Annotated in this window: 14 protein-coding genes and 1 pseudogene; 3 read left to right on the top strand and 12 right to left on the bottom strand. The window is 65.3% G+C overall.

Going from position 1 to position 16,577, the window contains the following annotated elements; genetic code table 11:
* Positions 1-1,073 (top strand): annotated as a pseudogene (locus PMI15_RS24005) (hypothetical protein); the annotation flags it as partial.
* Between the two features lie 77 nt (positions 1,074-1,150).
* Entirely contained in the window at positions 1,151-2,506 is a 1,356-nt protein-coding gene (locus PMI15_RS24000) for a FecR domain-containing protein (protein ID WP_007866903.1), read from the top strand.
* Positions 2,507-2,515: 9 nt separating this feature from the next.
* Here the strand turns inward: PMI15_RS24000 and PMI15_RS24715 are convergent, their stop codons facing one another.
* Complete coding sequence (locus PMI15_RS24715) at positions 2,516-3,526, bottom strand: glycosyltransferase (protein WP_007866902.1); 1,011 nt, start codon at positions 3,524-3,526, stop codon at positions 2,516-2,518.
* 63 nt (positions 3,527-3,589) lie between these two features.
* On the opposite strand from PMI15_RS24715, the gene PMI15_RS08765 reads away from it, so the two are divergent.
* Positions 3,590-5,722, top strand: coding sequence for a tetratricopeptide repeat protein (locus PMI15_RS08765; RefSeq protein ID WP_007866901.1), 2,133 nt, complete (start codon positions 3,590-3,592; stop codon positions 5,720-5,722).
* Positions 5,723-5,734: 12 nt separating this feature from the next.
* On the opposite strand, the gene PMI15_RS08760 is transcribed toward PMI15_RS08765, so the two are convergent.
* From PMI15_RS08760 to PMI15_RS08710, 11 genes are all read right to left on the bottom strand, one after another.
* Complete coding sequence (locus PMI15_RS08760; RefSeq protein ID WP_007866899.1) at positions 5,735-6,784, bottom strand: XdhC family protein; 1,050 nt, start codon at positions 6,782-6,784, stop codon at positions 5,735-5,737.
* A 55-nt stretch (positions 6,785-6,839) separates the two neighbouring features.
* On the bottom strand, positions 6,840-8,990 hold the full coding sequence (locus PMI15_RS08755) for a xanthine dehydrogenase family protein molybdopterin-binding subunit (RefSeq protein WP_007866898.1): 2,151 nt from the start codon (positions 8,988-8,990) through the stop codon (positions 6,840-6,842).
* Positions 8,991-9,001: 11 nt separating this feature from the next.
* On the bottom strand, positions 9,002-9,466 hold the full coding sequence (locus tag PMI15_RS08750) for a (2Fe-2S)-binding protein (protein WP_007866897.1): 465 nt from the start codon (positions 9,464-9,466) through the stop codon (positions 9,002-9,004).
* A 207-nt stretch (positions 9,467-9,673) separates the two neighbouring features.
* Positions 9,674-10,201 (bottom strand): hypothetical protein, encoded by a 528-nt coding sequence (locus tag PMI15_RS24710; protein ID WP_157214574.1) that lies wholly within the window; start codon positions 10,199-10,201, stop codon positions 9,674-9,676.
* A gap of 258 nt (positions 10,202-10,459) precedes the next feature.
* Positions 10,460-12,370, bottom strand: a complete 1,911-nt coding sequence (locus tag PMI15_RS08740; RefSeq protein ID WP_007866896.1) for a propionate--CoA ligase — start codon at positions 12,368-12,370, stop codon at positions 10,460-10,462.
* Positions 12,371-12,407: 37 nt separating this feature from the next.
* Positions 12,408-13,385 (bottom strand): MDR family oxidoreductase, encoded by a 978-nt coding sequence (locus PMI15_RS08735; protein WP_007866895.1) that lies wholly within the window; start codon positions 13,383-13,385, stop codon positions 12,408-12,410.
* 233 nt (positions 13,386-13,618) lie between these two features.
* Positions 13,619-14,014, bottom strand: a complete 396-nt coding sequence (arr, locus tag PMI15_RS08730; RefSeq protein WP_007866893.1) for an NAD(+)--rifampin ADP-ribosyltransferase — start codon at positions 14,012-14,014, stop codon at positions 13,619-13,621.
* Between the two features lie 49 nt (positions 14,015-14,063).
* Entirely contained in the window at positions 14,064-14,567 is a 504-nt protein-coding gene (locus tag PMI15_RS08725) for a DUF1772 domain-containing protein (RefSeq protein WP_007866892.1), read from the bottom strand.
* Between the two features lie 133 nt (positions 14,568-14,700).
* A complete protein-coding gene (locus PMI15_RS08720; protein WP_007866890.1) occupies positions 14,701-15,180 on the bottom strand; it encodes a hypothetical protein in 480 nt (159 codons plus the stop codon).
* A 7-nt stretch (positions 15,181-15,187) separates the two neighbouring features.
* Entirely contained in the window at positions 15,188-15,811 is a 624-nt protein-coding gene (locus PMI15_RS08715; protein WP_007866887.1) for an isochorismatase family protein, read from the bottom strand.
* Positions 15,812-16,035: 224 nt separating this feature from the next.
* A complete protein-coding gene (locus PMI15_RS08710; RefSeq protein ID WP_007866885.1) occupies positions 16,036-16,563 on the bottom strand; it encodes a hypothetical protein in 528 nt (175 codons plus the stop codon).
* Positions 16,564-16,577: the final 14 nt, after the last annotated feature.

Raw genomic sequence — 16,577 nt, 5'->3', positions numbered from 1 at the left:
GCCTGATCGGCAAGCGCAACCGCGAGAACTACAAGGTCACCACCACCACGGCCACCATAGGCATACGCGGCTCCGGCTTCAGCGTGGGCTACAACCCCGACGGCTCGCTGGGCATCACGACGGAGCTGGACGCCATCGAGGTCTGCAATGCCGGCGGCTGCGTGGGCCTGACGGCCGGGGAGTCGGTGCGGGTCATCAACAGTTCCGAAGCGCCGGTTCGCACCAATGTGCGGGCCAATGTGCCGACGCCTCCGCCCACCCAGGAGGTGGTCGTGGCGGGCAACCAGACAACGTCGGACGGCAAGCCCGCCATCGTCCCAGCGGCCGCGCCGGCGCCTGTCAAGCAGGTGTTCACCGACCTCGCCGCCGCTGTCGCGTTCACCGACCCCGCCGCGTCCAGCTCGGTGGTTGAAAGCTACTACCCCGAGGCCGGCACCGCCGTGCTGACCAGCTTCCTGAGCGGCAAGCCGATCGACTTCGACAGCCTGGACAGCCGCAACGTCCTCACCCAGTTCCGCAGCACGCCCGGCCTCACCACCATGGAAAAGGGCGCGCTGGGCGTACCGTCCGATCCCGACTTCGTTGGCTGGGGCAGCTGGGTGACGGGACAAAAAATCGTGGCGGGCTCGACCACCGCGATTGAATCGGTTCACTTTGTGATGGGCCGGCCGACGCCGACGGCCCAGATGCCGGCCGACAACATGCAGGGCACCTACCAGCTGGCCGGCGGCACCGCTTTCTCCAGCCTGCTGGGCGCGGGCCAGCTTGTCGGCGGTTCGCTGGTCGCCAACTTCGGTGCCTACAGCCCAGGCCAGGGCTATGGCAGCCTGGACCTCACCACACGCTTCGGCGGCAACGACTACGGCATCAGCAGCAACGTCGACATCAACAACTCCAAAATCACCAACACCTCGGGCACCAATGTCACCGGCTTTTTCACCGGCAACAATGCCAGCCGCGCCGCTCTGGTCTACAGCGCGCCATCGGTGACCGGCACAGGCCCCAGTACCGGCCAGGTCTCGGGCGCTGCCGTTTTCCAGCAGACCAACCTGGTCGTGAGACCACCCCTCTGAGCAGGACCACCCTTAGCTCGTCACATCAGCCCAATAGCCCAGTGCGCACCGCTTAAAAAATACCCGGAGAAACCACCATGACCCCGCACATCAAGCTCCAACACACCGCCCTGGCCATGGCGCTGGCCGCCATTTACCCGCTGCAGGCTTTGGCAGCGCCTTCCGCGGGCGTGGCCCAGTTCATCGCCGGCGATGTCAATGTGCGCCGCGCGGACGGCGGCACCACGGCATTGGTCAAGGGCAAGGACATCGAGAGCGGCCAGGCCATATTGACCGGCGCCAGCGGGCGCGCGCAAGTGCGCTTCACCGACGGCGGCCTGGTATCCCTGCAGCCCAACACCGAATTCAAGGTGGCCAACTATGTCGACAAGGCCGATCCCAAGGAAGACCGTTTCCTGGTCGACCTGCTGCGCGGCAGCATGCGGGCCATCACCGGCCTGATCGGCAAGCGCAACCGTGAAAACTACAAGGTCACCACCACCACGGCCACCATAGGCATACGCGGCTCCGGCTTCAATGTGGGCTACAACCCCGACGGTTCGCTGGGGGTGACGACCGAGCTGGACGCCATCGAGGTCTGCAATGCCGGCGGCTGCGTGGGCCTGACGGCCGGCGAATCGGTGCGGGTGATCAACAACACCGACGCGCCCGTACGCACCAACGTACGGGCCAATGTTCCCACGCCCGCGCCCGAGCGCGACCCGGTCACCGTGGGCGACAAGGTCAACAGCGACGGCGGGGCCGCCATCGTCGAAAAACCGCCTGCGTCCACACCCGTGGCCGATCCCAACACCGGCACCTTCACCAACCTGACGGCGGTCGCCCATTACCACATTCCACCGGTCACCTCCGACCCCAACGGCAGCTTCACCGGCCCGGTGGCCTCCGCCTCCGTCGTGATGAACACCGGCAAGGTCAGCGAGTTCGAGTCCTCGGGCAACGTCTTCAAACCCACCGTCAACACCGCGGCCGGCTCCTTCGGCTCCATGGCCACCAACGACTTCATCGGATGGGGGAACTGGGCTACCGCGACCAAGAACGGTTCCACCAACCTGGCCCAGTTGCACTACATCGTCGGCCAGGCCACGCCGGTCCTGCCCACCACCGTGGGCATTTCCAGCTACACCCTGATCGGCGGCTCGGCACCGACGACCTACACCGGCACCAGCGGGACGCTCAACAGTGCAACCTTCTCGGTCAATTTCGACCCGGTCCAGCCCGGAGGCCCCATGCTCAGCGTGAACATCAACACCTCCTTCGGCAACGTGGTGGAAAACTTCGTTTACTTCTCGAGCTCCAGTTTTTCCAGCGGCAGCGGCGCCGTCAAGGGCATGTTCACCGGCCCGAACGCCAACCGTGCCGGCCTGATCTACACCGGCGCGATCTCGCCGGCGGGCTCTTATTCGGGCTCGGCCATCTTCCAGGCGCCTTAAACCGCCACCTCAAGAAGCCGCGCCAGGCTCCAGGTAAAAAGCCATCTCGCGCCGCGTGGCCTCAGGGCCATGCACGGCCAGCGCCTGTGCCCTGCCCGCCTCGCCCATTTGCCGGCACAGCCCGGCGTCGCCTGCCAGCCGCATCACCGCGTCATAGGCCTCCTCCTGGGACTGCACCAGCAGACCGGACACCGTGTGCGCCATGACTTCGGCATAACCGCCGCGGGCATGGGCCACCACCGGCAGCCCGGCCGCCATGGCCTCCACCACCACCCGGCCGTAGGCCTCCGTGGAAGCTCCCGTGCGGTAGAAGAAGGCGTCAAGCGAGCGGTAAAAATCGGCCGCGCTCTCGGCGCCGGCCGGCAGCAGTTCCACCCCCTCGACGCCTTGCAGCGCGGCCGCCAGGCAGCTGCCGCCCATGATGCGCACTTTCAGGCCGCGGCTGGCCAGCATGCGGTACAGCGCCGGGTCTTCCGGGTGGTGTTTGTCCGGCGCATCGCGGCTGACGCGCCCCACCGTGAAAGGCCGCTTTGCGGCATGCGCAAAACGTTCATCCGCCACCGCGAGAAAAGGCTGCAGATCCATCAGGCTGCGCGCGATGCGGCCGGGCAGGCCCACGCTGAGCTGCAGCATCCTGGAGACGAACACCAGCTCCGGGTCCAGGCCCGTGCTGTCGCGCAGGGCTTCCAGGGCGGCAAACAGCTGCGCATGGTTGGCCAGGTTGTAGAACAGGATGATTTTTTCGAATGCGGCGTACTTGAGCCAGATGCCGGGCCGCATGTGCACACCGGCGATCAGCAAGGTGCCGCCCCGGGGAAACTGCTGGGCAAAAGGCTGTATGGTCGCGATCCCCTGCCCCGCGTAGACCGGATGCGGCGGCACGTCGGACCAAAGCTTGACCGGCCGGCGCCCCTCCAGCAGTCGCCGTATGTCCAGCAGCTCGCGTTCCGCGCCGGTAAAGGCCTCGCTGAAACGCCCGAGCAGGTGCAGGGTGGTGGGCTGTACGGAAGGAGCGTTCATGCTGCGCCGATTATCCCTGCGATCCCCTGTTGATACAGGGGCCGCTGCCACATAATCCGGGCTATGCACAACACGCCCCCGGACACTCCGCAGGACAGCCCAGGCTGGATGCAGCGCGGTGCGCAGTTGCATGCCCAGGGCCGGCTCGAGCAGGCCCTGATCGCTTTTGAGCAGGCCCTGGCGCTGGCCCCCGATGACGTCAACGCCGCCTCGGCCTGCGCCACGCTGCTGTCCGCGCTCTCCCGGCCCGTGGCCGCCTACAAGGCACTGCTCTCGGTCGAGGCCTCGCTGCTGCAGACCGCCGACGGTGCGGCCAACCTGGCCATCGCCGCCGAAAGCTGCGGCGACCTGGCCCGCGCCGGCATGGCTTACCAGCGCGCGCTGGCGCTGGACCCCTCGCATGCGCGCGCCCTCAACAACGTCGGGCTGATGGCCGCCGCGCAGGGCCAGTGGGAAGCCGCGCTCGACTGCGCCCGCAAGTGCCTGGCGCAGGATCCCGGCCATGCGCCCTACCACGTCAACCTGAGCGACTACCTGTGCGGCGCCAGGCGCTACACCGAGGCGCTGGCCGCGCTCGAAGCGGCGGCCCTGCGCTTTCCGCACGACCTGGACGTACGCATACGCGGCGCGGCCGTGCTGGCCTTCAACGGCGACTTCGACAAGTCCCGCGAAGCCAGCCTGCGCTTTGACGCCGACACCCTGGCTTACTTTCGCGACTTCCTGGGCCGGGCCATCGCGCCGGCCTACCTGGACCACAAGCTGCGCCTGACGCAAGGCGAACTCCCCGACGCCCGGCAGCTTTACTGCGGCCAGGTCTATGAGGCCATGACGGTCTGCGACTGGCGGGAAAACGAACGCCTCACGGCCACCTTGCGGCAGATGCTGGATGAATGCCTGCGCACCGGTCGGCACCGCGACTGGCGCGACGCGCAGTTCTACGGCCTGATGCTGGACATGGACGAGAACGAACTCGCCCAGGTGCGCAACGTCTCGGTCGCCAAAATCAGCGAAAGCCTGAAGTCGGCCCTGCCGCCCTTCGCGCGGCGCGCCGCGCCGGTGGGCCGGCGCGACGAACGCATACAGATCGGCATGACGGTGCAAAGCCTGCGCGACGAACGCCACGCCCACGCGCTCAAACGCCAGCTCGCGCTGCATGACACCAGCCGCTTCGCGCTCCATATTTATTCGCCCACGCGGCACCCCGAGCTTGAGCACGCCGAGATGCTCAAGCCGCATGCCGCCAGCGTCACCGAAATCGCCCACATGTCGGATGTGGAAGCCGCCGGTCGCATGCGCCTGGACCAGCTCGACGTGTTTGTCGACATGACATTCGACACCGCCTGGTGTCGGCCCGAGATACCCGAGCTGCGCGTCGCGCCCGTGCAGCTGCGCCAGCTCACCTGGCACCGCCACAACCCGCCGCGACCCTGCGACTACAACATGTCCGACCGTTTTGTGCACCCCGACGGGCTGGACCTGGCGCCCTACGGCGCCATCGTGCGCCTGCCGCACACCTGCTGGCTGGCGGCCCATGGCGAGGCGCCCGAAGAAGGCTGGGACAGTCGTGAAAAAGCCGGCCTGCCGGCCGACGCCCTGGTGCTGTGCGCCACCGTGCCCTCGGTCATGCTGGATGCGGCCAGCTTCGCCGCCTGGATGAAAATCCTGCGCTCGCTGCCCGACGCGGTGCTGTGGCTGCCCGCCTACAGCCTGGCCATCGCCGCCAACCTGGTGCGCGAGGCCAATGCCGCCGGCGTGCACGAAAGCCGCCTCATCTTTACCCACAGGCTCACGCGCGCCCAGTCCCTGGCCTGCCTCAAACATGCCGACCTGTTCCTGGACACCTTGCGCTTCAATGCCAACCTGGGCCTGGAAGACGCCTTGCGCATGGGGGTTCCGGCCCTGAGCTGCGCGGGCGAGAGCATGGCCTCGCGCCTGGGCGGCAGCATCATTCGCGCGGCCGGTTTGCCGCAATGCGTGATGCAAAGCCGGCCCGCCTACATCGCCGAAGCCCTGCGCCTGGGGCGCGACCCGCGGGCCCTGCAACAGCTGCGGCAAAGCCTGCAGGCGGGCAAGGCCGCGGCGCCGCTGTTTGACCTCGCGGCACGCGTGCGGGAGTGGGAATCGGCCTGGACCGTGATGGCCGAGCGCTCACGCGCCGGGCTGCCGCCTGCGGCCTTTGACGTGGTCGCCGCTTAGGGCGCTTGGGGCTTAGGCGGCGGGTTTGGCGGCCGGCACAGGCAATTCGCACACCTCGCCCGTGGGCGCCAGGCCGGCCTGGGCCTTGGCTTCGGCGACGCCCACGGCGCGCGGCAAGGCCACCTGGTTCTTCACCGCCGTGAGTTCGGCCAGGATGGAAATCGCGATCTCAGGCGGCGTCTTGCTGCCGATGTACAGGCCTATGGGCCCGTGCAGCCTGCCCAGTTCTTCCTGCGTCATGTCGAAGTGCTCGGCCAGGCGCTCGCGGCGGCGCTGGTTGTTGAGCCGCGAGCCGATCGCGCCCACGTAAAAAGCCGGCGAACGCAGCGCCTCCATCAGCGCCAGGTCGTCCAGCTTGGGGTCGTGCGTGAGGGCGATCACCGCGCAGCGCGCGTCCAGTTTCATGGCCTGCACCACGTCGTCGGGCATGCCGGTGGCCAGCTCCACGCCTTCGACCTGCCAGCTGTCCCGGTATTCCTCGCGCGGGTCGCACACCGTCACGGCGTAGTCCATGCCCTGGGCGATCTGTGCCACAAAGCGCGACAGCTGTCCCGCGCCAATGATCAGCAAACGCCAGCGCGGGCCGTGCAGGGTCACCAGCGCGGCTTCCGACACCTGCATGGACTGGCTGGGCTGGGCCGTGCCCAGGGTGACGGCACCGGTATGCAAATCCAGCCGGCGCGCCACCAGCTCGCCGGCCTGCAGGCGCTGCAGCAGCTCGTCCACGCGGCTGGCCGCCGACAGCGGCTCAATCGCCAGTTCGATGGTGCCGCCGCAAGGCAGGCCGAAGCGGCGCGCCTCGTCGGCCGAAACGCCGTAGGTGACGATGGCCGGCCGCGCGCGGTCCAGGCCCTCGCGGCGCGCCCGGTCAATCATGTCGTCTTCAATGCAGCCGCCCGAGACCGAACCCACCACCCGGCCGTCCTCGCAGATCGCCAGCATGGAGCCTTCGGGCCGCGGGCTGGAGCCCCAGGTCTTGAGCACGGTGACCAGCTCGCAGCGCAGGCCCGCCGCCAGCCACTGCGAGGAGGTTTTCAGAACTTCGAGATCTATGTTGTCCATGCGGCAAATGCTAGCAGTCCGCGCTGATCCGTGCCCGAGCCCGGGGCCAATCCCCTCAGGCCTTGGCCAGGTTGTCGTTCAGCGGCAGCGTGCGCACCCGCTTGCCGGTGGCCGCGAACACCGCGTTGGCCACCGCCGGCGCCACCAGTGCCGTCGCCGGCTCGCCGATGCCGCCCGGCTTTTCGGTGCTGGGCACGATCGTGATGTCCATCACCGGCGACTCGTTCATGCGCAGCACCGGGTAATCGCCGAAATTGGTCTGCTGCACCCGGCCCTTGTCCAGCGTGATCTGGTTGTTCAGCGCCGCCGACAGGCCGAAGACCACGCTGGACTGGATCTGCGCCTGCACCGTGTCGGGGTTGACCATGCGGCCCAGGTCGGCCACCACCGTGATCTTGTGCACCGTGACCTGGTTGTCCTTCACCGACACCTCGGCCACCTGCGCCATGTAGGTGTCGTAGCCCTCCATCAGCGCGATGCCGCGGCTGCGGCCGGCCGGCGCCGGCGTGCCCCAGCCGGACTTGTCGGCCGCCATCTTGAGCACATTGGCAAAGCGCGGCTGCTTTTCCAGCAAAGACATGCGGTAGGCATAGGGGTCCTTGCCCGCGGCCAGGGCCATTTCATCGACAAAACTCTCATTGGCAAAGGCATTGAGCGCATGGCTCACCGAGCGCCAGTAGCCCACACGCAGCCCGCTGTCGTGGATCACCAGGTCGTACTGCGTGTTCGGGATGTCGTAAGGCATCACGCCGGCCTCCGCCATAAACGGGTCCAGCGTGTCCTTGGGCAGGCCGAAGGCACGCTGCGTGATGGACTGCGAGGTCACCTTGAAATTGAGCGCCACCGGCTTGCCGTCGGCCCCCAGGCCGGCCGAGAGCTGATTCACCGCCATGGGCCGGTAGAAGTCGTGCGTGGTGTCGTCCTCGCGGCTCCAGAGCAGCTTGACGGGCTTGCCCACGGCCTTGGAGATCTGCGCCGCCTGCACGATGAAGTCCAGCTCCAGCCGCCGGCCGAAGCCGCCGCCCAGGAAGGTCGTCTTCAGCGTGATGTCCTCAGGCTTGATGCCCAGCGCCGCCGCCACACTGCCCTCGGCGCCCTGCTGGAACTGCGTCGGGCCTATCAGCAGGATCTTGCCGTTCCTGTAGTCGGCCGTGAAGTTCATGGGCTCCAGCGTGGCATGCGCCAGCAGCGGCGACACGTACTCGGCCTTGACCGTCTTGGCCGCGCCCTTCATCGCGCCCGCCGTGTCGCCCTTGGGCGCCACGATGGGAATCATCTTGCCGCTGTCGGCCGCCTTGCGTATGCCCTCCAGCATGCTGGTATGGCTGATGGCCGCGACCGGGCCTTCGTCCCACTGCACCGTCAGTGCCTGGCGCGCCTTGAAAGCATGCCAGTAGCTGTCGGCCACCACGGCCACACCGTCGGGAATCTGCACCACGTCAATCACGCCGGGCATGGCCTTGGCCTTGGCGGCGTCAAAGCTGGTGACCTTGCCACCAATCACCGGGCATTGCTGCAGGCTGGCGTACACCATGCCGGGCAGCTTCACATCGATGCCGAACTCGGCCGTGCCGTTGACCTTCATGGGCGTGTCCAGCCGCTTGGTGGGCTTGCCGATGACCGTGAAATCTTTCGGGTCCTTCAGCGCCACCTTCTCGGGCACCGGCAGTTTGGAGGCCGCCTCGGCCAGCGAGCCGTAGGTCGCCTTCTTGCCATTCGGGCCTATGACCATGCCGTTCTCGGCCTTGAGCGTGGCCGCATCCACATTCCATTTCGCGGCCGCCGCTGAGACCAGCATGCTGCGCACCTGCGCGCCGGCAATGCGCAGCTTCTCCCAGCCGTCGCGCACCGAGGTCGAGCCGCCGGTGATCTGCGCGCCCAGCAAGGCATTGGTATAGACCTTGCCCGGTGGCGCGATCGCGACCTTGACCTTGCGGATGTCGACATTGAGCTCTTCGGCGATCAGCATGGGCATGGAGGTGTAAACGCCCTGCCCCATTTCGGAGCGCGCCGAGATCAGCGTGATGGTGTTGTCGTCGGCGATGTGCACCCAGGCATTCGGGGTGTAAAGCGTGCCCGCGGCCTGCGCGGCCGAGGGGACGCCCAGCGTAACGCCCAGCATCAGCCCGCTGCCTGCAACGGTCAGGGCCGACGAGGTCTTGAGGAAGGTGCGGCGGTTCGGAGAAATCAGTGAGGTGGTGGTCATGATGGTTCTCCTCAGGCTTTGCGCAGGGTGGAAGCGGCATCCTTGATCGCCGCCTTGATGCGCGGGTAGGTGCCGCAGCGGCAGATATTGCCGCTCATCGCGGCGTCGATGTCGGCGTCGCTGGGGTTTTTGTTGGCCGTGAGCAGGGCCGCCGCGCTCATCAGCTGGCCCGACTGGCAGTAACCGCACTGCGGCACGTCATGCTTGATCCACGCCACCTGCAGCGGGTGCGTGTTGTTGCGCGACAGGCTTTCAATGGTGGCCACCTTCTGCCCCGCCGCCGCCGACAGCGGCGTCTGGCAGGAGCGCACCGGCTTGCCGTTGAGATGCACGGTGCAGGCGCCGCACAAGGCAGCGCCGCAGCCGAACTTGGTGCCGGTCATGCCCAGCTCATCGCGTATCACCCACAAGAGGGGTGTGTCGGGTTCTGCGTTGACGGAAACGGTCTTGCCGTTCACGTTGAGTTTGGTTGTCATCTGGAGTCCCCTTTTTTGGAATATGGCAGGGCCCCCAAGAAGTCAGTCAGCTACTACCCGAAGGCCTTGCGCGACTGATGCTACGACCGGGCACAAAGGGGTATCCGGGTAGAAACCCTTGGCTGAAACAAAGTGTCGATAAGTTTTCTCAAGATGAGACTGGCAGCTCACGCATAGTGCGGAATTTAGTCTTACAGGCGATTCCAGCTACTGAACACACTTGATCTGGTAGCCGCCTTGGACGTAGAGATACCTTGCCTTCGTCCCTGGCAACTCGATTGACATGGCGTCCCTGTTGCCTACAGACTTTCGCGCTTCGCCACCAGACGGCAGGGGCGGCTTGGTTGGCCCAATGACCCGGTTCACCGGGCGACGTTCATTGGCAGGGTTGACTTTGCCGATCTCATGGCTCCCCATGTCATTGACTTTCAACCTTAGAGTCGAGCCCGCTGAAACCTGGAGATCGGGCGGCAGTATCGCCAGGCTTTCCCACCAGCCATCTGTCATCACCGCACAACTTACAAGCACGACTCTTCCAGAAGCGAGTTCGTCCGGTGTTACACCAGCGGAACCCAGTGCCTCCCGTTCACGTTGGGTCAAAGTACGGGGTACTGTTTGAGCTACCTCGACGGTGGCAACAGAATCCATAGGCGGGGAAGAAGCGCAGCCGATCATGGCCCATGCCGGCAAAACGCAGCTTGCGACAACAAGCATTCGTGAGAAAAAAATGGACATGGCTTTCCTTTGCAAAGAATCTGTCGCTGGAGAGAAAAGGCGATGGCGCTTGCGCACTACTTGCTGAAGAAATGGTAGCCACGAGCGTCGCTTCGCGTCTCCAGGCCTCCAAAGGTAGTGCACCGCAATACTTAAAGTATTGCGTTCATGTACCGAACCAGCATCGCGGCACCTGATGTTTGATTTGCGCTGAACTTTGAGCGCTAGCCAGGCCGGATTTCGGCGAAATTCAGCATCCGGCCGTCGCCGGATCGCCAGCTACCCCGCCACCCGATCCCGAATCTGCTGCAGCGCCGCCGGGTCATCCATGGTCGTCAAATCCCCCGCATCCCTGCCTTCGCATACCGCCTGAATCGCACGCCGCAGCATCTTGCCGCTGCGGGTCTTGGGCAAGGCCGACACAAAGTGCACGCGCGCGGGCCGCGCGACGGCGCCCAGGTCGCCATCCACGCGTTTCATGATCTCGCCTTCGAGCTTCATAGCCGCCGCGGTGTCCATCAGCACGCTCGAATCCTTGGGCACAGCAAACGCCATGGCGACCTGGCCCTTGAGCGGGTCCGCCACGCCGATCACCGCCACCTCGGCGACGCCGGCATGGCCTGAAATGCTTTCCTCGATCTCGCGCGTGCCCAGGCGGTGGCCGGCCACATTGATGACGTCATCGGTGCGGCCCAGGATGAAGAAGTAGCCGTCCTCGTCGCGTATGCCCCAGTCAAAGGTGGAATACACCATCTTGCCGGGCACGCTCTTCCAGTAGGTGTTGACGAAGCGTGCGTCGTCCTTCCAGATGGTTTGCATAAAGCCTGGCGGCGTCGGGCCTTCGATGACGACCACGCCTTTCTCATTCGGTTGCGTGAGCTCTTCGCCGGTGGATTCGTGCAGTATCTTGACCTTGTAGCCGTACATGGGCACGCCGGGGCTGCCGAAGCGGCTGGGCTTTTTTTCGACGGCATTGGCGAGGGTGATGATGGGCCAGCCCGATTCGGTCTGCCAGTAGTTGTCGATGATGGGCACGTTCAGGCCCTCGCTGATCCAGCGCGCCGTGGGTTCGTCCAGCGGCTCGCCGGCCAGGTAGAAGGCGCGCAGGCTGGAGAGGTCGTGCTTTTTAAGCAGGCCCGGGTCCTGCTTCTTGAGCACGCGCACCGCCGTGGGCGCGCTGAACATGCCGGTGACCTTGTATTTCTCGACCAGCCTCCACCATATCGCGGCGTTGGGCTGGCCGTCCATGCCTTGCGTGGGCAGGCCCTCGTACATGATGGTCGCCATGCCGGCGATCAGCGGGCCGTAGACGATGTAGCTGTGGCCCACGACCCAGCCGATGTCACTGGTGGAGAAATAGGTTTCGCCGGCGCGGCCGTCGAAGATGTGCTTCATGCTGGCGGCCAAGGCCACGGCATAACCGCCGGTGTCGCGCTGCACGCCTTTGGGCTTGCCGGTGGTACCGCTGGTGTAAATGGTGTAGCTGATGGCGCTGGAATCCAGCCACTCGCAGTGCACCTGGGCATGCATGTACTTGGCGCGCAGGGTTTCCCAGTGCAGGTCGCGGCCGGCCACGATGTTCATGGGCGCCAGGCCGCGGTTCACCAGCAGCACGGCCTCAGGCTGGTGTCCGGCCAGGCGTATGGCTTCGTCGAGCAGGGGCTTGTAGGCCACCACCTTGCCGCCGCGCGAGCCGGCGTCGGCGCTGATGATGACCCGCGGCGTGGCGTCGTCGATGCGTGAAGCCAGCGAACCGCTGGCAAAGCCGCCGAACACCACGCAGTGGATGGCGCCTATGCGCGCGCAGGCCAGCATGGCAAAGGCGGCCTCGGGGATCATGGGCATGTAGATCAGCACACGGTCGCCCTTGACCACGCCCATGGCCAGCAGGCTGGCGGCCATGCGCTGTACCTCGGCGTGCAGTTCCTTGAAGCTGTAGGTTTTTTCGACACCGGTTTCGCTGGAGACGTAAATCAGCGCGGCCTGGTCGGGCCTGTCCTTGAGGTGCCTGTCGACCGCGTTGTGGCACAGATTGATTTGCCCGCCTTCAAACCACTGGACAAAAGGCGGCTTGTCGTCATTGCAGACGCGGGTAAAGGGCTTGTGCCAGTCAATCAGCTTGGCCTGCTCGGTCCAGAAGGCCTCGGGCTGGTCTATGGACTGGCGGTAGAAGTCTGTGTAGCTTGTCATCTCTTTGTCTCCGTTTGCTTTTTAGTTTTGAGCCGGCTCAGATTTTGACGACGATGCGGCCGCGCACCTTGCCCGAGATCAAGTCCGCGGCTTTTTCGGCGGCGCGGGCCAGCGGCACTTCCTCGACCATGGCCTCGAGTTTGGCCGGATCGAGGTCACGCGCCAGGCGCTCCCAGGCCTGTTGCCGGCGCGCCAGCGGCGCCATCACGCTGTCGATGCCGGCCAGGGTCACGCCGCGCAGGATGAAGGGCATCACCGTGGCCGGGAAATCCGCGCCCTGGGCCAGGCCGCAGGCCGTGACCACGCCGCCGTAGCGTGTCTGCGCACAGGCATTGGCCAGCGTGTGCGAACCCACGGCATCGACCACCGCGGCCCAGCGCTCTTTTTGCAGCGGCTTGCCGGGTGCCGAAAGCTCGGCCCTGTCGATGACACTGCTGGCGCCCAGGTGTTTCAAATAGGCCTCTTCGCTGGCCTTGCCGGTGGCGGCCACCACGGTGTAGCCCAGCTTGCCGAGCAAGGCCACGGCCACGCTGCCCACGCCGCCGGTCGCGCCCGTGACCAGCACCTCGCCGTCTTTGGCTTGGACGCCGTGCCGCTCAAGCGCCAGCACGCTGAGCATGGCGGTATAGCCGGCCGTGCCGATCGCCATGGCCTGGCGCGGCGTAAAGGCCGCCGGCAGCTTGACCAGCCAGTCGCCCTGCAGACGCGCGCGTTCGGCCATCAGGCCCCAGCGCGTTTCGCCCAGGCCCCAGCCGTTGTGCACAAAACGGTCGCCGGCCTTCCAGTCCGCATGGGTCGACTCCAGCACCGTGCCCGCGCCGTCAATGCCCGCGACCATGGGCCAGTTGCGCACCACCGGCCCCTTGTTGGTGATGGCCAGGCCGTCCTTGTAATTGAGGGTGGAATAGTCGACCTGCACCAGCACGTCGCCGGCGGGAAGCTGGGCCTCATCGATGTCGGCCACGGCGGCCGAAAAACCGGCCTCGGACTTGGTGAGCAAAAGGGACTTGAACACGGCGTTGTCTCCAGAGGTTTGTTGTCTCAAGGCCAGCAATGCGAGGGGAAACCGGCAAAACTGAATTCTTAATTATGGATAACGGGCTTTCAGGAGGCTGACGATGCCCAAGACGGCGCTAGCCGCGCAGGATCGCCTCGCCGGTCCGCGGGTTTACAAGAGCCAGGTTCCCGAGAGAGCTTGGCCGCCCCATTGCCACCACGGGGGTTCGTTTCACTGGACGTCTTACATCATCAATTGATGATTTTGCCCATGCCATTCTCTACGCGGGTTCTCAGTTGTTGAATGAACTCCGGGTCGTACAGTTCCCAGGATTCGAGTTCGCCCACAACTTTTAAAGGCAGCCTGCTTCGGTAGGAGCGCGTCGGGTTGCCCGGGAATTTCTTGTCTGTGACATTGGGATCATTCTCGAATTCCCCTATGGGCTCAACGACGTAGACGCGCGGCCTTCCGCTGCCTTTGGCTATTTCCGCGGCAAGCCCGGCGCCTTTGGCGATGGCGGTGAAATAGATGTGATTCATCACGACGCTTTCGTCGTAATTCGAAGTAAAGCCTGACCTGAGTAGCTCGCCTGGTTGCAGTTCGGCTTTCGTGCCGTGAAAAAAAGGGCCGGTGTCTAAAGCTGCCATGGGTTGTCAGGTGCAAACGGGCAAACGGGCAAACGGGGTCGATACTGAGCTAAGCACCGCCCGGAAACCGGATCAGCGGATAAACCAGCAATACCGCGGCAAGCACCGCCGCCAGGGTACGCACATGGTTCCACATCGTCCAGCCGGCCACGTAGCCGCGCCAGAAACCGGCGGCCTCCGCGCTGGCGGGATCTTGCCGCGCCAAAGCGTTGTTGCGCGGCACGTTGAAGGCCATGGTGACGCCGAAAGTGCCCACGATATAGAACAGGCTTCCCACCACCAGGCAAAGCGCGCCAGCCGCTTGCCAATGCATCACAGCGTAGACAAGAAGCACGGCGCAGGCCAGCGCGGTACCCATGAAGAGTCCCAGGAAACCGGGGTTGAGCACCACCACATTGATGGACTGCATGGCCGCAATGCCCGAAGCCGGTGCCACCCGGGCCAGGGCCCCCATCACAAAGTTGGAAAACGCCAGGAAGATGCCGGCAATCAGCGCGCAGCCCAGGGCCGCGAGCAAGGTCAACGCAAACAGCAGGACGTCGGTGGATGGCATGGGGTCCTCGCAGGTCGGTGCGGAAATGGAGGGCTTACTTTAATGCCGCCAAATCCCGGCGGCAATCCGGTGAAAAAGATTCAACGGTTCTCAGGCGAAGTTGCAGGGCGGGATCTCCGCGCAGGGGCGCCCCTCAAGGCGGCAGCGCGCTTCCACAAAGCTCAAGCAATTTCCCACGCTGGAAGCGCACGCCCAGTGTGTGTTCACCATCCCAGACGGTGGTGTAACCGAGCTCTACGCAAAGCACGCTCCCCAACGGTTGGACCGAAACAAACACCAGGGAGACATGCGGCCAGACATCCGCGGGGTGGCTCAGTGCCGGAAGCAGCATGCCCGGTTCGGGAAGTTCGCCCGCGGCCAGTGCCTCCGCATAAGGCTCGTAGTGCCCGAACAAGGCGACTTCAATCTCCGGACGCCAGTCCTGAAAGCAGGCACTCAAATCACGGGCGGCGGCCAGAGCCCCGGCATCGGGAGCGGTGCGCGAGCCCGCCAGGGCCAGAGGAACGCCGGTGATGGAGCCAAGATCCATCGTGCCGCGCCAGCATCCGCGCGAACGCACCAACTCACCAAATTGGGGATCAATCACAGGCTGGGATTTGAAGGAGCCGAACATATGCCCCCTACTTCACCAGCCCCAGCACATCCTTGAACACCTCATGCTCGGCCGTGCGCAGCCACTCAAACGCCACCATCTCGGTGGTCACCAGTTCGGCGCCGTTGCCAGCCAGCCGGTCAAAAGCGGCATCGCGGTTGCGTTCGCTGCGGGAGCTGCAGGCGTCGGTCACGACCCAGACTTCAAACTCTTCCTCGAGCAGGTCGAGCGCGGTCTGCATCAGGCAGCCGTGGGCTTCGCAGCCGGCGATCACGATGGTGCTTCTGCCTTCTTCCGGCTCGGGCGCGGATTTTTGCAGATGCTTGGGCAGGCTGCGGGCATTGCGGCCCTGGCTGGGCTGGCGTACCGGCGGGCGCAGCAGATCGGACAGGCCGTCGGCCACGGCGCTGAAGGACATCTTGTCCAGCGTGCGGCCGCCGGCGGCGGCAATGACGGCCTGGACCTCGGGCACCAGGGGGCCCAGGCTGCCGGGGTTCTCGGCCGTGCCCCAGACCGGCACCTCCAGCAGCCTGGCCATGCGGGCCAGCTTCACGGCATTGGCCAGCACCAGGCTGTTTTCAAAAATGGCGGGCATGAGGCGGGACTGGTAGTCCACCAGCACCAGTTGGGAGTCGTCGGCGTCGAGCAGCATCGAGGGGGTTCCTGGAAATAATTGAGGAGTGGATGGTTAAATGTAAGGGCAAGATTTGGCCGGGCCGGGTCTTGCCCCGGCGAGGCGTACCCCTCATCCAACTCCCCCACTCCCCCACACTCCCCACTCCCTCGTCTCCGTCCCTTGTCAAGGACTGCTGGCCGGGTGCCGCCCCCGGCCAGCCGCCCTCAGCAAAGAAAGCAACCGCCGGAAAAAAACCAAATTTAAATAGAACCCAGATCCTGGATGGCGTCCACCACCATGCTGGTCCCCACCGCAATCAACAGAATGTCGGTGGCAACCCGCACATACTTGTGCCCGGCGGGCGGGGCACCCAGCTGCACCACCACAGCCGCGGGCACGGGGTAATAGACGATGTCGCGCGGCAGCGGCTGGCCGATGGCGTATTTCTTGGCCTGGCCTGGCGGCAGGCAGCCGTTGTTCTTCTTCGCCAGGCCCGGGGGGCAGTGGCCGGCCTTGAACTGCTTGCCGTAGTAGTTCTGGACCACCACACGCTGCTGCGGCACAAAATAGCCGCCGACCTTGACCTCGGCGGCCTGTTTGTTTTTCTTGGCTTTTTTACCGCCCGGCTCCTGGTTGCCGTGATCGGACTGCTCCGCCTGCTGCTCATGCTTGTTGCCCTTGTTTTTGCCGCCGCCCGCCCATTCGGGCTTCTCGGCAAAACTCGTGGAACAGGCCAGGGTGGCCGCCATCAGCAGCGCAAGGCTGCGTGTCATCGTGGTGGTTTTCATTATGGTTCTCCGGT

It is taken from the genome of Polaromonas sp. CF318, from assembly GCF_000282655.1.
In the GTDB taxonomy this organism is placed as follows: Bacteria; Pseudomonadota; Gammaproteobacteria; order Burkholderiales; family Burkholderiaceae_C; genus Polaromonas.
This window is presented reverse-complemented; position numbering and strand designations above follow the sequence as displayed.

Excerpts from the sequence above, each read along its gene's own strand:
- arr (WP_007866893.1), bottom strand. The coding sequence starts at position 14,014 with ATGGCAGCTTTAGACACCGGCCCTTTTTTTCACGGCACGAAAGCCGAA.
- PMI15_RS24710 (WP_157214574.1), bottom strand. The coding sequence starts at position 10,201 with ATGTCCATTTTTTTCTCACGAATGCTTGTTGTCGCAAGCTGCGTTTTG.
- PMI15_RS08710 (WP_007866885.1), bottom strand. The coding sequence starts at position 16,563 with ATGAAAACCACCACGATGACACGCAGCCTTGCGCTGCTGATGGCGGCC.
- PMI15_RS24000 (WP_007866903.1), top strand. The coding sequence starts at position 1,151 with ATGACCCCGCACATCAAGCTCCAACACACCGCCCTGGCCATGGCGCTG.
- PMI15_RS08720 (WP_007866890.1), bottom strand. The coding sequence starts at position 15,180 with ATGTTCGGCTCCTTCAAATCCCAGCCTGTGATTGATCCCCAATTTGGT.
- PMI15_RS24715 (WP_007866902.1), bottom strand. The coding sequence starts at position 3,526 with ATGAACGCTCCTTCCGTACAGCCCACCACCCTGCACCTGCTCGGGCGT.
- PMI15_RS08740 (WP_007866896.1), bottom strand. The coding sequence starts at position 12,370 with ATGACAAGCTACACAGACTTCTACCGCCAGTCCATAGACCAGCCCGAG.
- PMI15_RS08760 (WP_007866899.1), bottom strand. The coding sequence starts at position 6,784 with ATGGACAACATAGATCTCGAAGTTCTGAAAACCTCCTCGCAGTGGCTG.
- PMI15_RS08765 (WP_007866901.1), top strand. The coding sequence starts at position 3,590 with ATGCACAACACGCCCCCGGACACTCCGCAGGACAGCCCAGGCTGGATG.
- PMI15_RS08755 (WP_007866898.1), bottom strand. The coding sequence starts at position 8,990 with ATGACCACCACCTCACTGATTTCTCCGAACCGCCGCACCTTCCTCAAG.
- PMI15_RS08750 (WP_007866897.1), bottom strand. The coding sequence starts at position 9,466 with ATGACAACCAAACTCAACGTGAACGGCAAGACCGTTTCCGTCAACGCA.
- PMI15_RS08725 (WP_007866892.1), bottom strand. The coding sequence starts at position 14,567 with ATGCCATCCACCGACGTCCTGCTGTTTGCGTTGACCTTGCTCGCGGCC.
- PMI15_RS08715 (WP_007866887.1), bottom strand. The coding sequence starts at position 15,811 with ATGCTGCTCGACGCCGACGACTCCCAACTGGTGCTGGTGGACTACCAG.